20 protein-coding genes and 1 tRNA gene are annotated in these 16,279 nt (G+C 70.8%); 11 read left to right on the top strand and 10 right to left on the bottom strand.

Annotated features, from left to right (window positions below; translation table 11 throughout):
- Nucleotides 1-41: 41 nt before the first annotated feature.
- Nucleotides 42-401: a GroES family chaperonin gene (locus AQJ66_RS19955; protein ID WP_061923816.1), complete on the bottom strand. Its 360-nt coding sequence runs from the start codon at nucleotides 399-401 to the stop codon at nucleotides 42-44.
- 55 nt (nucleotides 402-456) lie between these two features.
- A complete protein-coding gene (locus AQJ66_RS19950; RefSeq protein WP_061923813.1) occupies nucleotides 457-786 on the bottom strand; it encodes a DUF3618 domain-containing protein in 330 nt (109 codons plus the stop codon).
- 93 nt (nucleotides 787-879) lie between these two features.
- Here AQJ66_RS19950 and bcp point away from each other — a divergent pair, with 93 nt between their 5' ends.
- From bcp to AQJ66_RS19930, 4 genes are all read left to right on the top strand, one after another.
- A complete protein-coding gene (gene bcp / locus AQJ66_RS19945; RefSeq protein WP_061923811.1) occupies nucleotides 880-1,347 on the top strand; it encodes a thioredoxin-dependent thiol peroxidase in 468 nt (155 codons plus the stop codon).
- A 140-nt stretch (nucleotides 1,348-1,487) separates the two neighbouring features.
- Entirely contained in the window at nucleotides 1,488-2,150 is a 663-nt protein-coding gene (locus AQJ66_RS19940; protein WP_061923809.1) for an HNH endonuclease signature motif containing protein, read from the top strand.
- Nucleotides 2,147-2,809, top strand: coding sequence for an HNH endonuclease signature motif containing protein (locus tag AQJ66_RS19935; RefSeq protein WP_061923806.1), 663 nt, complete (start codon nucleotides 2,147-2,149; stop codon nucleotides 2,807-2,809). The genes AQJ66_RS19940 and AQJ66_RS19935 overlap by 4 nt, the downstream gene beginning before the upstream one ends.
- A gap of 10 nt (nucleotides 2,810-2,819) precedes the next feature.
- Nucleotides 2,820-2,903, top strand: a tRNA-Leu gene (locus AQJ66_RS19930).
- A 50-nt stretch (nucleotides 2,904-2,953) separates the two neighbouring features.
- On the opposite strand, the gene rdgB is transcribed toward AQJ66_RS19930, so the two are convergent.
- Nucleotides 2,954-3,556 carry an RdgB/HAM1 family non-canonical purine NTP pyrophosphatase gene (rdgB, locus tag AQJ66_RS19925; RefSeq protein WP_061923804.1) on the bottom strand — a complete coding sequence of 201 codons (603 nt, stop codon included), beginning with the start codon at nucleotides 3,554-3,556 and terminating at the stop codon, nucleotides 2,954-2,956.
- A 31-nt stretch (nucleotides 3,557-3,587) separates the two neighbouring features.
- Nucleotides 3,588-4,922: an SGNH/GDSL hydrolase family protein gene (locus AQJ66_RS19920; protein WP_061923801.1), complete on the bottom strand. Its 1,335-nt coding sequence runs from the start codon at nucleotides 4,920-4,922 to the stop codon at nucleotides 3,588-3,590.
- Nucleotides 4,923-5,229: 307 nt separating this feature from the next.
- On the opposite strand from AQJ66_RS19920, the gene AQJ66_RS19915 reads away from it, so the two are divergent.
- Nucleotides 5,230-6,492: a DUF445 domain-containing protein gene (locus tag AQJ66_RS19915; RefSeq protein ID WP_061923798.1), complete on the top strand. Its 1,263-nt coding sequence runs from the start codon at nucleotides 5,230-5,232 to the stop codon at nucleotides 6,490-6,492.
- A 185-nt stretch (nucleotides 6,493-6,677) separates the two neighbouring features.
- Nucleotides 6,678-8,240 carry an MFS transporter gene (locus tag AQJ66_RS19910; protein ID WP_061923796.1) on the top strand — a complete coding sequence of 521 codons (1,563 nt, stop codon included), beginning with the start codon at nucleotides 6,678-6,680 and terminating at the stop codon, nucleotides 8,238-8,240.
- Nucleotides 8,241-8,442: 202 nt separating this feature from the next.
- On the opposite strand, the gene AQJ66_RS19905 is transcribed toward AQJ66_RS19910, so the two are convergent.
- Complete coding sequence (locus AQJ66_RS19905) at nucleotides 8,443-8,745, bottom strand: hypothetical protein (RefSeq protein WP_061923792.1); 303 nt, start codon at nucleotides 8,743-8,745, stop codon at nucleotides 8,443-8,445.
- A 151-nt stretch (nucleotides 8,746-8,896) separates the two neighbouring features.
- Between AQJ66_RS19905 and AQJ66_RS19900 the strand changes: the two genes are divergently transcribed.
- Nucleotides 8,897-9,322, top strand: coding sequence for an Hsp20/alpha crystallin family protein (locus tag AQJ66_RS19900; protein ID WP_208611399.1), 426 nt, complete (start codon nucleotides 8,897-8,899; stop codon nucleotides 9,320-9,322).
- Nucleotides 9,323-9,920: 598 nt separating this feature from the next.
- On the top strand, nucleotides 9,921-10,418 hold the full coding sequence (locus tag AQJ66_RS19895; protein ID WP_061923787.1) for a DUF2267 domain-containing protein: 498 nt from the start codon (nucleotides 9,921-9,923) through the stop codon (nucleotides 10,416-10,418).
- Between the two features lie 177 nt (nucleotides 10,419-10,595).
- Here AQJ66_RS19895 and AQJ66_RS19890 read toward each other — a convergent pair whose 3' ends face one another.
- Nucleotides 10,596-11,138 (bottom strand): MOSC domain-containing protein, encoded by a 543-nt coding sequence (locus tag AQJ66_RS19890; RefSeq protein ID WP_061923783.1) that lies wholly within the window; start codon nucleotides 11,136-11,138, stop codon nucleotides 10,596-10,598.
- A gap of 259 nt (nucleotides 11,139-11,397) precedes the next feature.
- On the opposite strand from AQJ66_RS19890, the gene AQJ66_RS19885 reads away from it, so the two are divergent.
- The gene (locus AQJ66_RS19885; RefSeq protein WP_061923780.1) at nucleotides 11,398-12,144 is read left to right on the top strand and encodes a dienelactone hydrolase family protein; all 747 of its coding nucleotides are present in this window, start codon (nucleotides 11,398-11,400) and stop codon (nucleotides 12,142-12,144) included.
- On the opposite strand, the gene AQJ66_RS19880 is transcribed toward AQJ66_RS19885, so the two are convergent.
- Entirely contained in the window at nucleotides 12,137-12,547 is a 411-nt protein-coding gene (locus AQJ66_RS19880; RefSeq protein WP_061923777.1) for a VOC family protein, read from the bottom strand. The two genes, AQJ66_RS19885 and AQJ66_RS19880, sit on opposite strands and share 8 nt — an antisense overlap.
- A 92-nt stretch (nucleotides 12,548-12,639) precedes the next feature.
- Between AQJ66_RS19880 and AQJ66_RS19875 the strand changes: the two genes are divergently transcribed.
- Nucleotides 12,640-13,629, top strand: coding sequence for a helix-turn-helix transcriptional regulator (locus tag AQJ66_RS19875; protein ID WP_061923774.1), 990 nt, complete (start codon nucleotides 12,640-12,642; stop codon nucleotides 13,627-13,629).
- On the opposite strand, the gene AQJ66_RS19870 is transcribed toward AQJ66_RS19875, so the two are convergent.
- The 3 genes from AQJ66_RS19870 to AQJ66_RS19860 all read right to left on the bottom strand — a co-directional run bounded on the left by AQJ66_RS19870 (nucleotide 13,611) and on the right by AQJ66_RS19860 (nucleotide 15,421).
- The gene (locus AQJ66_RS19870; protein ID WP_061923771.1) at nucleotides 13,611-14,096 is read right to left on the bottom strand and encodes an HIT family protein; all 486 of its coding nucleotides are present in this window, start codon (nucleotides 14,094-14,096) and stop codon (nucleotides 13,611-13,613) included. The two genes, AQJ66_RS19875 and AQJ66_RS19870, sit on opposite strands and share 19 nt — an antisense overlap.
- Before the next feature lie 276 nt (nucleotides 14,097-14,372).
- Complete coding sequence (locus tag AQJ66_RS19865; protein ID WP_061923768.1) at nucleotides 14,373-14,576, bottom strand: DUF397 domain-containing protein; 204 nt, start codon at nucleotides 14,574-14,576, stop codon at nucleotides 14,373-14,375.
- Entirely contained in the window at nucleotides 14,576-15,421 is an 846-nt protein-coding gene (locus tag AQJ66_RS19860; RefSeq protein ID WP_061923764.1) for a helix-turn-helix domain-containing protein, read from the bottom strand. Before AQJ66_RS19860 ends, AQJ66_RS19865 begins: the two co-directional genes overlap by 1 nt.
- 201 nt (nucleotides 15,422-15,622) lie before the next feature.
- On the opposite strand from AQJ66_RS19860, the gene AQJ66_RS19855 reads away from it, so the two are divergent.
- A complete protein-coding gene (locus AQJ66_RS19855; protein WP_061923759.1) occupies nucleotides 15,623-16,279 on the top strand; it encodes an ATP-binding protein in 657 nt (218 codons plus the stop codon).

The raw sequence follows: 16,279 nt of genomic DNA, 5'->3' as shown, positions 1-16,279 counted from the left end.
GGCGTGTGCGGCGGCGGCAGCGGGAAACAGCCGCCGGGACGTCAGAGATACAGGCCGGTGGAGTCCTCGGCGCCCTCGAACCGGTCCGCGGCCACCGCGTGCAGATCACGCTCCCGCATGAGCACGTACGCCACGCCCCGCACCTCGACCTCGGCCCGGTCCTCCGGGTCGAACAGGACCCGGTCGCCCGGCTCCACCGTCCGCACGTTCTGCCCGACCGCGACCACCTCGGCCCAGGCCAGCCGACGCCCCACCGCGGCGGTCGCCGGAATCAGGATCCCGCCCCCCGACCGCCGCTCGCCCTCACCGGTCTCCTGCTTGACCAGAACCCGGTCATGCAGCATCCGAATGGGCAGCTTGTCGTGCTGGGGGCCGCTCTGCGTGTTTCTCTTGGCGCTCACGCCAGTGAACCTACCTGTCTCCCGCCCGCCCGTACGCCGCCGGGTCGCTCCCCGCTCAGTCCCTGCGCCGCCGGGTCCCCAGGGCGAGCAGCCCCACGACCCCGACGACCACGAGCGCGACCGGCACCACCCGCTCGATCCGCGGCGCGCCCGTCTCGTCCACGAACTGCGCGCGTACCTCGCTCACCACCCGGTTGACCTGCACATACGCACGTCCCACCGTGTGATCGACATTCGCCAGGACCTTCGCCCTGGCATCCCCGACGATCGTCTTCGGATGCACCCGCACCCCGATCTCGTCGAGCGTCTCGGCCAGCACTTCACGGCGGCGCCTGATGTCCGCCTCGATCTGCGCCGGGGTTCTCGTGTCCGAGGTGTCCGCCACCGTACGGCCTCCGAAGTCTCCTGATGCTGTTCCGAACAGTTTGTCAGCCCGCGGCCGCGCCGCACCGCAACACCCCCCGGTTACGCTGGCCCGATGAGCGAGCGACTCCAGCCGGGGGACGTGGCCCCCGCCTTCACCCTCCCCGACGCCGACGGCAACGAGGTCTCCCTGGCGGACCACAAGGGCCGCAAGGTCATCGTCTACTTCTACCCCGCTGCCCTCACCCCAGGCTGCACCAAGCAGGCCTGCGACTTCACCGACAACCTCGACGTCCTGGCCGGCGCCGGCTACGACGTCGTCGGCATCTCCCCGGACGCGCCCGAAAAGCTGGCGAAGTTCCGCGAGAAGGAGTCCCTGAAGGTCACCCTCCTGGCCGACCCCGACAAGAAGGTCACCGAGGCCTACGGCGCCTACGGCGAGAAGAAGAACTACGGCAAGACGTACATGGGCGTGATCCGCTCCACGATCGTGGTCGACGAGGAGGGCAAGGTCGAGAGGGCCCTCTACAACGTCCGCGCCACCGGCCACGTAGCCAAGATCATCAAGGACCTGGGCATCTGAGGACACCTCGCCCCCTCGTCAACGGCCCGCACCGGCACAGCCCGGCGCGGGCCGTTCCTCTTCTCCGACCGTGACTGTCCGATAACCGGTTCGTTACTCCGTACGGGCTGCGAACGCGCAGCCGGAACGGAGGGGACTCGATGGGGGCCAGTGCGTACACGAAGGAGCGGCTGGAGGAGGCGGCTCGGGGGGCTCGGACGCTGGCGGAGGCGCTGGTCCGGCTGGGGGTGGATCCGAGGAGTTCGACGCGGCCGTACGTACTCGGGCGGATGAGGAAGCTGGGCATCGACGTCTCCCATTTCGAGCGGGAGGGGGTGAAGTGGACGAGGGAGGTTCTGGGACGAGCGGTAGCTGCCTCGACCAGCATCAACGAGGTGCTGCGCCGGCTCGGCTTGGACGTCGTCGGCGGGCATCACACGCACATCAGCCGCAAGATCAAGGCGTACGGCATCGACACCTCGCACTTCGTGGCGGTGGTCCGCACGGAGCGCATGAGGCACAATCAGCGCCGCCGCACGGCAGCGGAACTGCTCGTAGTGGACCCGTCTCCGCACGCCTCACGCATCCCGAGCGCCCGGCTCAAGAGGGCGCTGCGCGAAGTGGGTGTGCAGGAGCGCTGCGCGCTCTGTGGCGGGGAACCGGTCTGGCTGGGAGAACCACTTCCTCTGGAAGTCGACCACATCGATGGCGACTGGCGCGACAACCGCCTGCAGAACCTCCGGCTCCTGTGCCCCAACTGCCACTCGACCACGGACACCTACCGAGGCCGTGGCAAGGGCCGCTACCGGGGGGAACCCCTATGAGCGGCGGAGTGCGGTACACCCGCGAGCGGTTGGCCCAGGCTGCCGGGCAGTGCTCCACTCTCGACGAGGTGATCTCCTTCTTCGGTACCCGGCCGTACGGCTACTTGCGGGGATACCTCGAGAGGCGCTTCGCTCACTTCGGCATCGACATCTCCCACTTCTCGCCTGTCGATGAGCGAGCCTGCCCCACCACGGACGAGCTGCGGGCTGTCGTCGCCGAGTCCGTATCCATCGCCGAGGTGCTTCGCCGTCTCGGCCGAGCGGACAATGGAGGCCAGCGCGCCATGCTGCGCAAGCAAATCGCCGACGCCTGCCTCGACACCACCCACTTCGGTAAGCAAGCCCATCAACGAGGGAAGCCGAGTGCGAACGCCAAGCGACCGGAAGAGGTTTTGGTAAGGCACGACACCGGACACCGGACCGCGACCAAACGCCTCAGGCGCGCGCTCCGCGAAGTGGGCGTACCGGAGCAGTGCGCCAGGTGTGGGATTGGCCCGGAGTGGTTCGGCAGGCCCATGACGTTGGAGATCGACCACATCAATGGAGACTGGCGCGACAACCGGCGGGAGAACCTGCGGCTGCTGTGTCCCAATTGCCATGCGATCACCAGCACATGGTGCCGGGGCGGCAGAAGCGGCGGAGCACGCCCGGTACCATGACAGGCGACCAGCGGCGGTGGCGCAACGGCGACGCAGCAGGTTTAGGTCCTGTGGCCCCTGACCGGGCTTGAGGGTTCGAATCCCTTCCGCCGCACGTGAACGGCCTGCGAATCGAAGGCGTGACTCGCAGGCCGTTTCAGTGCGTCAGCCCAGCAACTCCCGTACCACCGGCACCAGTGCCCGGAACGCCCTCCCCCGGTGGCTGATCGCGTTCTTCTCCTCGGCGGACAGCTCCGCGCACGTCCGCGTCTCGCCGTCCGGCTGGAGGACCGGGTCGTAGCCGAAGCCGTTCGTACCCGCGGGGGCGTGCCGCAGGATGCCGCGCAGCTGGCCCTCGACCACCTTCTCCGTGCCGTCCGGCAGGGCCAGGGCCGCCGCGCAGGCGAAGTGGGCGCCCCGGTGCTCCTCCGCGATGTCCGAGAGCTGGGCGAGGAGCAGGTCCAGGTTGGCCTTGTCGTCGCCGTGGCGGCCCGCCCAGCGGGCGGAGAAGATGCCGGGGGCGCCGCCCAGGACGTCGACGCACAGGCCGGAGTCGTCGGCGACGGCGGGCAGGCCGGTGGCCCGGGCGAGGGCGTGGGCCTTGAGGAGGGCGTTCTCCGCGAAGGTGACGCCGGTTTCGGCCACGTCCGGGATGTCGGGGTACGCGTCGGCGCCGATCAGCTCGTGGGGCAGGCCTGCCTCGGCGAGGATGGCCCTCAGCTCGGTGATCTTTCCGGCGTTGCGGGTGGCGAGGATCAAGCGGGTCATGGGGCCAGTATTCCTGGCCCCCCTGGACCCCCTACAGCTCGGCCTGCCCCGCCCCCTTCAGCGCGGTCAGGTCGAAGACGTCGCCCATCTCGCGGAAGCCGAGGTCGCTGGGGTGCAGGTGGTCGCCGGAGTCGTACGCGGGCCGCAGCTTGAGCGGGGCGTAGGGGTCGCGCAGCGCCCGGTCGAAGTCGACGACCGTGTCGTAGACCCGGCCGGCCCGGATCTCCGCGTTGACCCGCTCGCGCACCTGTTCCCGGGCCGGGGTCCAGCCGCGGTGGCCCTCGAAGGGCATGAGGGTGGCGCCGACGACCCTGAGGCCGCGGGCGTGGGCCTGCCGGACGAGGGTGCGCAGCCCCTGGGTGATGCGGTCCGGGTCGGCGAGGCGCGGGTTGCGCAGGATGTCGTTGATGCCGAGGTCGATGACGACGACCTTGACGTTGGGCCGGGAGAGCACGTCGCGGCCGAAGCGGCCGAGGCCGCTCTGGTTCTCGGCCGGCCGGCCGAGGCCGTCGGCGAGGACCTGGTTGCCGCTGATGCCCTCGTTGACGACGCCGTAGCGGGGCAGTGCGGCACCGCCGCGCAGCGCGGAGCGCAGGCGGCCCGCGAGGACGTCGGTCCAGCGGTGGTTGGCGCCGACGGTGGACGTGATGCCGTCGGTGATGGAGTCGCCGAAGACCACGACGGTGCCGTCGGCCTCGTGACTGAGCACGTCGAGGGCGGTCAGGTACCGCCAGTAGGGCGTCTGCCCGGTGTACGGGATGCCGGTCGGGTCCTCGGTGCGGTCGCCCTGGGCGACGTACGACACCTGCCGCGCGCGCGGGTGGTAGGTGACCGGGCCGGACGGGGTGGGGGAGTAGGTGGTGACGAGGACGTCCGAGCCGTGCGGGATGGTCAGGCGTACCGCGTCGCTGAGCGCCTGGCCGCCGGCCGGTATGACGACGCCGGTGCTGCCGTTGAAGGTCAGGCGGCGCATCGACTCGGAGTCGGCCGCCGCGCCGCCGTCCCCGGCGGACAGGGCGAGGGTCGCGTGCGCGATGGTCAGCGGGGACTGCCCGTAAAGGTTGGACAGGGTGATGCGGGCACTCGTCCCTCCGGTGCTCGCGTGCACGACGTTGCGCACCGAGCGGCCGGCCAGACCGCCGGCCTCGGTGCCGGGTTCGCCGCCCACGGGCGCCGCCGCCCAGGCGCCGACCCAGGCGCCGGTCGAGGCGGGAGCGACGGAGGTGTCGTGATGCGGGCGGGTGCCGGCGAAGGTGCTGCCGGAGGTGGTGTCGTGGGCCGCCACGGTGACGTAGATGACCGCGGACAGAGCCACGACCAGTGCGACCAGCGCACCCAGCACGGCATAACCGTGACGCTTGGTCATGCTTGTGTTGTTCTCCTCGGGAGACGGGAGCCCGAGGCTCCGATCCGATACACCCATGATGCGTCATGGGCCGGGCGGGCTGACAGGGACCTGCCGCAAACCCCCGGTGATACAGACGCCGGGAACTCCTGATCCGTTCCAGGAGTCGGTCAGGAAGGGACAATTGTGGGCGGGATCACCGAACGGGCGGGAGCCGATGGAACGTACCGAGACATCACCAGGACGCACGGAGACGACTCCGGACACGGGGACGACTCCGGACACCGCCGCGGCGGCTCCGTCGCGCGGTGCGGCGACGTACCGGGCCATGACCGCCTTCACGCCCGCCGACGAGGAGCGCCGGCGCGGGGTGCGGCGCATGAAGCTCACCGCGACCGGGCTGCTGCTCTTCGTGGCCGTGGTGTACGTCCTCGCCAAGTGGGCCTCGTCGGCGGGCGCGGGCGCCTGGACGGACTATGTGGCGGCGGCCGCGGAGGCCGGCATGGTCGGCGCGCTCGCGGACTGGTTCGCCGTGACCGCGCTGTTCCGGCACCCGCTCGGCCTGCCCATCCCGCACACCGCGATCATCCCCACCAAGAAGGACCAGCTCGGCGTCTCCCTCGGTGAGTTCGTCGGGGAGAACTTCCTCTCCCACGACGTCGTCCGGCAGCGGTTGCGCGCCGTCGGCATCGGCAGCCGGCTGGGCGCCTGGCTGGCCGAGCCGGAGCACGCGGACCGGGTGACGGCGGAACTGGCGACCGCGCTGCGCGGCGCCCTGACGGTGCTGCGCGACTCCGCCGTGCAGGCGGTGGTGGGGGAGGCGATCACCCGGCGGGCCGACGCCCAGGAGATCGCGCCCGGTATCGGCAAGATGCTGGAACGGGTCGTGGCGGACGGCGGGCACCGGCGGGTGGTCGACCTGGTGGTGGCCCGGGCGCACGACTGGCTGGTGCTGCACCGCACGGACGTGATGGGCGCCGTCGAGGGCGGTGCGCCGGGCTGGACGCCGCGGTTCGTGGACAGGAAGGTCGGCGAGCGCGTCTACAAGGAGCTGCTGCGCTTCGTCACCGAGATGCGGGACATGCCGTCCCATCCCGCGCGGGGCGCCCTGGACCGGTTCCTCACCGACTTCGCCTCCGACCTGCAGTCCGACACCGACACCCGGGCGCGGGTGGAGCGCCTGAAGGGCGAGGTGCTCGGGCGGGGCGAGGTGCAGGACCTGATCGCGTCGACGTGGACCGCCGTCCGGTCCATGATCGTCGCGGCCGCGGAGGACGAGCGCAGCGAGCTGCGGCTGCGGGTGCGGGCGGCCCTGCTCTCGCTCGGCGCGCGGATGGCGGGCGAGACGAAGGTGCAGCAGAAGGTCGACGGGTGGGTGGAGGGCGCGGCCGTGCACGTCGTGACCACGTACCGCACGGAGATCACCTCCCTGATCACGGACACCGTGGCCGGCTGGGACGCCGAGCACACCACGCGCAAGATCGAGGCGCACATCGGCCGGGACCTGCAGTTCATCCGGATCAACGGCACGGTCGTCGGTTCGCTGGCCGGCCTGCTGATCTACGCCGTGTCGCGGGGGCTGGGGGCCTAGTTCTAGGGTCTCTCGTTTGGATCATGCCGGACTCGCGATCCACGGCACCGGACCCCGCTCCCTGATCCGGCCTGATCCAAACGAAAGAACCTGGCGGCGGCCGGGGGCGCGGCGGGCGCCGGCCGGGGTCTATTCGCGCGGGAGCCGGGCACACGTGTTCTCGTCCTCGACGAGGAGGGGAGCCCATGAGCACCGTCGACACACCATCGCCGTCGCCAGATGCCGGCCGGACCATCACCACGAACATTCCCGCCCGTCTCGACCGCCTGCCCTGGTCCCGGTGGCACTGGACGATCGTGATCGGGCTGGGCACCGTCTGGATCCTGGACGGCCTCGAGGTCACGGTCGTCGGCAACATCGCCAGCCGGCTCGCCGAGCCCGGCAGCGGCCTGGCGATCACGTCGGGCCAGATCACCGGCGTCGCCGCCGCGCTGTACGTCGCGGGTGCCTGTGTCGGCGCGCTGTTCTGGGGCCGGCTGACCGACCGCTTCGGCCGCAAGAAGCTGTTCATGATCACGCTGGCGGTGTACCTGGCGGCGACCGCGCTGACGGCCGTGTCCTGGGAGGCCTGGTGGTTCTTCCTGTTCCGGTTCCTGACCGGTTTCGGCATCGGCGGTGAGTACGCGGCGATCAACTCCGCCATCGACGAGCTCATCCCGGCGAACTACCGCGGCCGCGTCGACCTCATGATCAACGGCAGCTTCTGGCTCGGCGCCGTCGGCGGTTCCCTGCTGTCGATCGTCGCCCTGAACACCGACCTGCTGGCCGCGAACGTCGGCTGGCGCCTGACCTTCGCGCTCGGCGCCGTCCTCGCCCTCGTCATCCTCCTCGTACGACGGCACGTCCCCGAGAGCCCGCGCTGGCTGCTGATCCACGGCAGGGACCGGGAGGCCGAGGAGATCGTCAGCGGCATCGAACGGCAGGTGGAGCAGCAGAAGGGGGAGCGGCTGCCCGAGCCGCAGGGCGAGCTGGAGATCCACCAGCGCAAGAGCGTGACGTTCATGGAGATCGCCCGCACGGTGTTTGGCCGGTACCGCAAGCGTGCCGTGCTCGGCTTCTCCCTCTTCATCGGCCAGGCGTTCCTCTACAACGCCATCACCTTCGGCTTCGGCGCGATCCTCACCAAGTTCTTCGACGTCCCGGCCGACCACACCGGCTACTACTTCGCCGTCATCGCCATCGGCAACTTCTGCGGCCCGCTGCTCCTCGGCAAGTTCTTCGACACGGTCGGCCGCCGGGTGATGATCTCCGGGACGTACCTGCTGTCCGGCCTGCTGCTGTTCGGCACGGCCTGGCTGTTCTCGCAGGGTTCGCTGGGCGCGGGCACGCTGACGGCCTGCTGGTGCGCGGTGCTGTTCTTCGCCTCCGCGGGCGCTTCCAGCGCCTACCTCACGGTCTCCGAGATCTTCCCGATGGAGACCCGGGCCATGTCCATCGCGTTCTTCTACGCCCTGGGCACCGCGGCCGGCGGCATCAGCGGCCCGCTGCTGTTCGCCGACCTCACCAGCACCGGCAAGGTCGGCGACACCGTCCTGGCGTTCTCGATCGGCGCGTCGCTGATGTGCGCGGCGGGTCTGGTCGCGGCGTTCCTGGCGGTGCGGGCCGAGCGCCGCTCGCTGGAGGACATCGCCCGCCCGCTGACGGCCGCGGGCCGGGCCAAGGCGGCGACGAAGAGCGCCCGCCCGTCGCAGCGGACGTCGGGCACGCCCGGCGGTCCCGCGGCACCGCCGGCGGCGAGCAGGCCGTAAGGCCCCCGCTTCCAGCGGTTCCCCGTTCACTCGGCGGCCGGTCTCCCGCTCCATGCGGTGGGCCGGCCGCCGTTCCGCTGCCGCAGTTCTGCCGCCGCCGTTCTGCTGCGACGGTGGAGTCTCGGGCACCGGTAGCCGACCCGGGCCGCACGATCGTCAGGACCGTCACAGGGGCCACCCAGTGCCGACCGCCGGGGCCGAGTCAGCCCCGGCGGTCGGCGACGGCCCAGGAGGCCAGGGCCACGGCGCCCGCGACACCGAACACCGACGGCCAGGCGCCGACCTTCTTGGCGAGCGGGTGCGACCCGGCGAACGCGGCGACGTACGCGGCGGTCAGCGCACCGGCGGCCTTCCCGCCCACCTGCCTGCGCCACTGCTCGGCCGCGGCGGCCCCGGCGACGGCGAGCACGGCCCCGCCCAGCTGCCGCTTCTCGGTCCAGCGGGCGACGCCGTACCCGCCGACGAGCCCGGTGGCGGCGATCACCGCAGTGGGAAACCTGGCCATGACTGCCTCCTCGTTTCTCGGGCTTCGAGGCTACGCGCGAGCCGGCTCACCCGCAGAACCTGAGTCCAGGGTTGTCAAGTTTCCAGCACCGAGCTATATAAGAAGGCGTAGGGCATCGCACCTCGGCCCCCGAAGAGAGGAGTGACCCGTGATGCTCATGCGTACGGACCCGTTCCGCGAATTCGACCGACTCGCGCAGCAGGTCCTCGGCACCACCGCGCGCCCGTCCGCGATGCCGATGGACGCGTACCGTTCCGGGGACGACTTCCTCGTCCACTTCGACCTGCCGGGCATCGACCCGGAGACGATCGAGCTGGACGTCGAGCGCAACGTCCTCAACGTCCGCGCCGAGCGCCGCACCCCGGCCCCCGAGGGCGCCGAGATGCTGGTCGCCGAACGGCCGACGGGCACCTTCACCCGCCAGCTCTTCCTCGGCGAGACGCTGGACACCGAACGCATCGACGCCTCCTACGAGGCCGGCGTACTGACCCTGCGCATCCCGGTGGCCGAACAGGCCAAGCCCCGCCGCATCCAGATCACCGGCGGCGACAGCGGCCGCAAGCAGATCAGCGGCTGAAGCATCCGACACCGGCCGCGTGCCGACCCGACGGCGCGTCCCGGGCCCCCGCGCGGCCCCGGGACGCGGCGGCATGCGGCCGCGAACCGACCGGAACAGCCCCGTACCGGCCGGAGCGGCGGCCTTCAACCGGCCGGAGCGGCGGCCTTCAACCGGCCGGAACGGTGGTTCCATGCCGGCCGGAGCGGCCTCGCACCGGGTCGAGCACTCCCGTACACCGTCCAAGAGGGCCTCGCGCCGTCCGGAGCAGCCCCGTACGGGCCGTAGCGGCGGCCTTCAACCGGCCGCGGGGTGGTCCCCCATGCCGGCCGGAGCGGCCTCGAACCGGCTGGAGCGGCACCGTACCGGCCCGAACAGCCCGTGCCGGCGAGCGGCCCCGTAGCCGTCAGATCGGCCTCGAACCGGCCAGAACCCGATCACCGGCGGAGCCCGTTCCAGAGCCCCGCCGCAGGAAGCCCGCGCACCCCTGCATTTTCGGCCAATCCCAAGGACCCCAAGCCTCACATTGGCCGAACTCCCTCTCATACCCGTCGCTTTAGGGGGTAGCCGGGCCTCCGGCAGCCCGTAGAGTCCGTGCCCCGCAGGAGGAGCCACCACGATGACCGTGACGACCCCGACCCCGCAGCCGAGAGCCACCATTCCCGCCCCGGCCCAGCCCTTGCGCCCCCGCGTGCACGAGGACACCCCCGGCGACGCGGACTGGCTGGAACTGGTGGAGGCGGTACGCGAGGCGGGCCAGTACCCGACGGGAGCGGAGGCGGAGCGGGTCACCCGCATCGTCCTGGCGGCCCTCGGCGCCCACGTCACGGGCGAGGAACGAGTGGCCCTGGCCCAGGGCCTCCCGCACGAGGCCGGCAAGATGATCGCCGCGCAGATCCCCGCGACGCACCCCCTCACCGCCCGCGAGTTCGTCGAGTCGGTGGCCGCCCGCGTCGAGGGCGCGACGCCCGCGACGGCCCGCTGGGACGTCAGCTCGGTCCTCGGCGTCCTGGCGGCCAAGGTCGGCGAGCAGCTGACGACCCGCGTCCTGGCCCAGCTCCCGCCCGGCTACGCCCTCCTCTTCGGCCGGGCGGAACTGGCCGCGACGACGGCGTAGCGCTGCCGGATCGCTCTCCGGTCGATCGACCGTCGCTCCCTGGCCGACCACCGGGCGCCGCCACGGCAACCTCCGGCGGCGCCCGCCGCGTCCCTCACGGCCGGCACGGACAGGCGCCGGCAGGCACCCACCGCCAAGCGCCAGGCACCGATGGGCACCGCCAGGCACAGGAGGGCTTCAGACGCGCTCGAGCGCCCGATGCGGCCCGTCCGGCAGCTCCACGACGATCCCGTCGCCGGGGCGTACGACGCCCCCCACCTTCACGACGCCCATGATCCCGGCCTTGTGGACGACGCGCCCGTCCTCGTCCCGCCCGACGACCTCCTTCAGCAGCCCGGTCCGGAAGTTGTCGATCTGAAGGCAGGGATTGCGCAGTCCGGTCACCTCGACGACGGCCTGCTCACCGATCCGCAGCAACGCCCCGGTGGGCAGCCCGAGCAGGTCGAGCCCCCGGGTGGTGATGTTCTCCCCCAACTGCCCGGCCGCCACCTGGAACCCGCGCTCCCCGACCTCCTCGAACAGCTCCTCGTGGATGAGGTGCACCTGCCGGAGGTTCGGCTGCGTCGGATCCTGAGCGACCCGGAACCGGTGCTTCACGGTCACACCGGCATGCACGTCCCCCTCCACCCCGAGCCCGGCGAGCAGCGTGATGCTCTCCCGGTTCGGCTTGGTGAAGGAGTACACCCCGTTGCTGCTGACGGCAGTGACGGCCCCACCCATACGGCAACCCCGCTTCTCTTCGCGTTCGATCCGGCCGCGAGCGTAACCCGCCGCCGACTCCAACGCGTCGCAGCTCAGCGGCGGTTGCAGCGGTATCGCCCCTGAACACAGCCCGGAACCGCCGTGATACGTTCAGGCCGCCGTGCGCCGCTGCGAACCGAGGAGGTGAGACCCATCAACGCTGTGACAGATCGGGCCTCCCTCTCCCGCATGGCCTGCGGAGTGCCCGAAGACGGCATTCCGAAAGGCTCGACACACCATGCGCTTCACCTCCGAGACGTCCTCCGACGGCGTCCGCGAACAGCTCTTCGTCCTTGACGACGTCCCCGGCGCGCTGTGGACGCCGGCAGCGGACGCCGCCGGTCCCCGCCCTCTGATCCTGATGGGGCACGGCGGCGGACAGCACAAGAAGGCCCCCGACATCACGCGCCGCGCGCACCGCTTCGTCACCGAGTGCGGTTTCGCCGTGGTGGCGGCAGACGTGCCCGGTCACGGCGACCGGCCCCCGCACGAGGAGTACGACCGGGTCGCGTCCGAGAACCAGGCGCGGGTGGCGGCCGGTGCGGAACTGGCGCCCCTGATCGCCGAGTTCCAGGCACTCGTGGCCCGCCGGACGGTGCCGGAATGGCAGGCGGTCCTGGACGCGGTCCAGCGCCTCGGCCACGTGGGCGCCGGCCCGGTCGGCTACTGGGGCGTGTCACTGGGATGCGGCCTCGGCGTCCCGTTCGTCGCGGCCGAGCCCCGCGTCCGCGCCGCCGTGCTGGGCCTGGGCGGCGCCTCCGCCTCGAGCTCGGCGGAGAACGCGGCGCTGATCACCGTCCCGGTCGAGTTCCTGGTCCAGTGGGACGACGAGCGCGTGCCGCGCGAACAGGGCCTGGCGCTGTTCGACGCCCTGGCCTCATTCGAGAAGACCCTGCACGCCAACCCCGGCAAGCACGGGGACCTGCCCGAGTTCGAGCTGGACAGCACCGTGAGGTTCTTCTCCCGGCACCTGCGGCTCACCTGACGGCGCCGCCCGCGAACTTCTCGATGGCCTCGGGTGTGACGGGCGTGAAGAAGTTGACGAGGTTGCCGTCCGGGTCGCGGAACAGCAGCGACCGGTTGCCCCAGGGCATGGTGGTGGGCCCGCTGACGAAGTCGGTGACGAAGCCGCTCAGGTTCTGGTGAACGAGGTCCACGTCGTCGACGAGGAACTCGGTGATCACGCTGTGGTTGTCCGCCGGGCGGGCGGAGCCGGGCGCGAACAGCGGGACGGTGCGGGTACCGGCGATCGCGAGGGTGGCCACCGGGGTCCTCAGTTCGGCGAAGTCCTCGGTGGCCCACACCGCCCGCACCCCCGTGGCCCGCTCGTAGAACTCGACGAGGCGAGCGACGTCGCCGGTGATGATGCGGATCGATACGAAGTTCATGGGAATCTCCTGCCTGCGTCCTGGCTGGTGCACTGCGCAGACTAGGAGAAATAGGGGACAGAATCGGTCCTGTATCCGCGTAGCCTGTTCCCATGTCCCGACCCACAGGCCGCGTGCTGACACTCCTCGAACTGCTGCAGTCGGGCGGCACCCGGACCGTGGCCGAACTCGCCGACCGGCTCGGCGTCGAAGGGCGCACCGTACGGCGCTACGTGGACCAGCTGATCGACCTCGACGTGCCCGTGGAATCGGTGCGGGGGCGCTACGGCGGATACCGGCTCGCCCCCGGATACCGCCTGCCCCCGCTCATGCTCGACGACGACGAGGCGCTGGCCGTCCTGCTCGGTCTGGTCGCGGGCCGCCGGACAGGCCTGACGACGACGGCGCACACGGCGAGCGAGACGGCCTCGGCGAAGATCCGGCGCGTACTGCCCCGGCACGTCGCCCGCCGCCTCGACACCCTCCTGGAGGCTCTCGCCTTCACGGACCGGCCCGGCGACTTCGACACCCCGGACGCCGGCGTCCTGCTCACCCTCGCCGACGCGGTGCGCCACCGCCGACCGGTCGCGATCCGCTACACCGACCGCGACGGCCGACGCACCGACCGCACGCTGCACGCGTACGGGATCGTCGCCCACGGGGGCCGCTGGTACGTCACCGGCCTCGACCCCCGGATCGGCGAGGACCGCACCCTCCGGCTCGACCGCATCGCGGACGCGAGAACCCAGCCCGGCTCGTTCGAGGCACCCGCGGGCCTCGACCCGGCACAACGCGTGCTGTCGGCGTTCGCCACGGCCGAGTACCGCCACGAGGTGACGCTGCGGATCCACGGGACGGCCGAGCAGATCAGAGCCCGTCTCCCCGCCGGCATCGCGACCCTGCGCGAACACGAGCCCGCGGAAGCCGAGAACCGGACGGAGGAGCGCTGGTGGCACGTCGAACTCCGGGCGGAACGACTCGACTGGCTGCCCCCGCTACTGGCCTCCCTCGACCGGCCGTTCGTCATCGAGCGCCCGGCTGAACTCCGAGACCTGGTCACCGAACTGGCCGACCGCCTCGCGACCTACGCCGGCCAGGTCTGACGCAGCTGGTCCAGTTCACTGCCGATCGCGTCCCGCAGCGCATCGTGCTGCGGACCGAGCCTGAACCGCTCGTCACTCCACGAGCCCCGCGGATAGAGCCACACCGGCTTGCCCACCAGTTCGGCCGGCTCCCACTCGAACCGCGGCCAGACGTGAGCGTGCAGGAACGGGTCCGTGTTGCCGAGGATCTCCAGGTTGACCCGGCGGAAAGCGGGGTCCAGCCGCCGGCAGGCCCGCTCCACCGCTTCTCCGAGCCGTTCCATGTCGCAGAGGAACGCCAGCCGCTTGTCCCTCGGCAGGTCGGACAGCCGCCCGGCACCCGGATCGTCCACGAGGAGAACCGAGTACCCGGGCAGGAACTGCACGTCCCCGATCACCGCGAACCCGGAATCGAGCCGCCGCAGCACGGTCGGATTCTCACCCCGCAGGGCAGACCCGACGCGGTCCGTCCGCCAGTCACCGGTCATGCCCTGAGCCTATCCGTGGGTGATCAAGACCCGCTTATCCGGAAGTGCCTGGGTTCGCGTGTCCGAGCAGGTCGGCGAGAGGGACACAGGTGCGGGCAGCTCCGATCCGGCGCGCGCGCAACTGAGCGTGAGTACGAGGCCGGAACTTGCGGTCCTTGCCGCACCCGCACGGCTCGCGCCCCTCGTAGCACAGCCCGGCGTTCAGCCCTGGCAGCGTGGCGGCTGACGAGGCGGTTTTCGTGGCCGAAGGACTGCCACCGCACCCATTCTCCGGCCTCAGCGCGCGTCCAGCTCTCCCCGCTTCAACGCATGAGTGAAGTCCCGCCAGGCGCTGACCTCGACGCCTATCAGCGGCCCGCCATCGCGCTTCGAGTCGCGCACGAGTGTGCGGTCTCCGGCGTGCGCACACTCGACGCACTCAGTTCCGCTGCCGCCGCTGTAGGACGACTTGAACCACTGGTACGTCGAGAGTGCCGTCATCAGAGCTCCTTGCTTATACGGTCGACGATCGCGGCCGAGGACTCGAAGTCGAGCGCCTGGGCGCTGAGGTACTCGAACGCCAACCTATAGCGCTCCAGTTCCTGGTGCTTCTCCATGAAGAGACCGCCCCCGATCAGATCCACGTAGACGACGTCCAGGTCTGGCTTCGGCCCGCGCAGGACGGCGAAGCTGCCGACTGCCGCTGCGTGCGCTCCTGAGGTGAAAGGCAGTACCTGGATCGTGACAAGAGGACGTTGCGACATCATGAGCAGGTGCTGAAGCTGCTCACGCATGACATCGCGGCCGCCGACCTGGCGCCGTAGCGCAGCCTCGTCGATGACGCACCAGAGGTGCGGTGGATCGGCTCTCTCCAGCAACTCCTGCCGTTTCATGCGGATGTCGACCATGTGCTGGACCTCGCGCTCGGGGCACTGCACCTCGGAGGCCCGGTGCACGGCTTCGGCGTAGGCGCGCGTCTGGAGAAGCCCGGGGACGTACATGCACGCGAAGTGGTCCTCGCGTACGACCTCGTCCTCGAGCGTGAGCATCAGGTTCATGGACTCGGGGATGGGATCGGCCAGTGAGCGCCACCACCCCTGGATCCTGGCGCCCTTGGCGAGCTCGACCAAGGCGAGGCGTTCCTCGTCGGTGGCGCCGTACTCGCGGCAGAGGGCGTCCACAGCCGGCCACTTGACCGTGCCCTCCTTCGTCTCGTAGCGACTGAGCGTTGCCTTGGAGATGCCTACGCGCGCACCGGCCTCCTCCAGGGTCAAGCCCTTGGACTCGCGGAGGCGCCGCAGGTCGGCGCCGAGTTGGCGCCTTCGGGTGGTGGGTCCGAGTGACATGGTTTCAGCCCTCCGTATCGATCGAGAGATCGTCCTCGTTGCTGCGCACCCACGGCAAGATCGCGCGCGCCGGGGGCGCGCGGTGTGGCAGCTCGCTCCTACTCCCAGTCGATGAGAGTTCCATTTTGAGAGTTCCAATGCAACCCTGAGTGTGCAAGACGTAACAGAAGGCAACTCAGCGGACTGGTGGAGGGGTTGAGCATGGACTGCCTAACGAGCGTCCCCAGGGATTCATGGCATCTGCCGTTTCTGGCCGAACCCGAAGAGGTGGCGAGCCTCCGGCGTCTCCTGCGACGCCACCTGGGGTCGTGGGGTCTGCACCATCTGGCCGAGACGGCACAGCTCTGTGTGAGCGAGCTCGTCTCCAATGTCATCAAGCACGTCGGGCAGGGCACCCCGGCCACCCTCTCGGTCTCGATGAACCGCGTCTTCCTGCGCCTGGAGATCCACGATCCCGACACGCGCGCCCTCCCCGCCCTCGTCGACGCCGGAGCCGACTCCGAGGGCGGACGAGGCATGGCCCTCGTGGACGGGCTGGCCGATCGCTGGGGTGTCCGGCTTCGCGCGGATCGGAAAGTCACCTGGTGCGAGTTGGCCACCGGGCTGCCCTCCGCGACCGGGCACTGCGGCGGTGCTCGCGTCACCCGAGCCGAATCTCTGCTCGGGCTTTACGGCACGACCCCACTGCCGCGGGCGACCTTCCCAGGCGTGCTGAGCGTGGCCTTGGCGGAAGAAGTGGCCATCGACGTCATCGGTGATCTTCTCCACTGGCTCCGTGCGCATGGCTGCGACGCGGATGAGGCTCTGGACCGCGCTCAGACGTGCTTCGAGGCGGAATCTGACGGCGTATCGGCCTGA

The organism is Streptomyces bungoensis, from assembly GCF_001514215.1.
Taxonomy (GTDB): domain Bacteria; phylum Actinomycetota; class Actinomycetes; order Streptomycetales; family Streptomycetaceae; genus Streptomyces; species Streptomyces bungoensis.
Note: the sequence above shows the minus strand (reverse complement) of the source record. Positions and strands in the feature narration are given on the sequence as shown.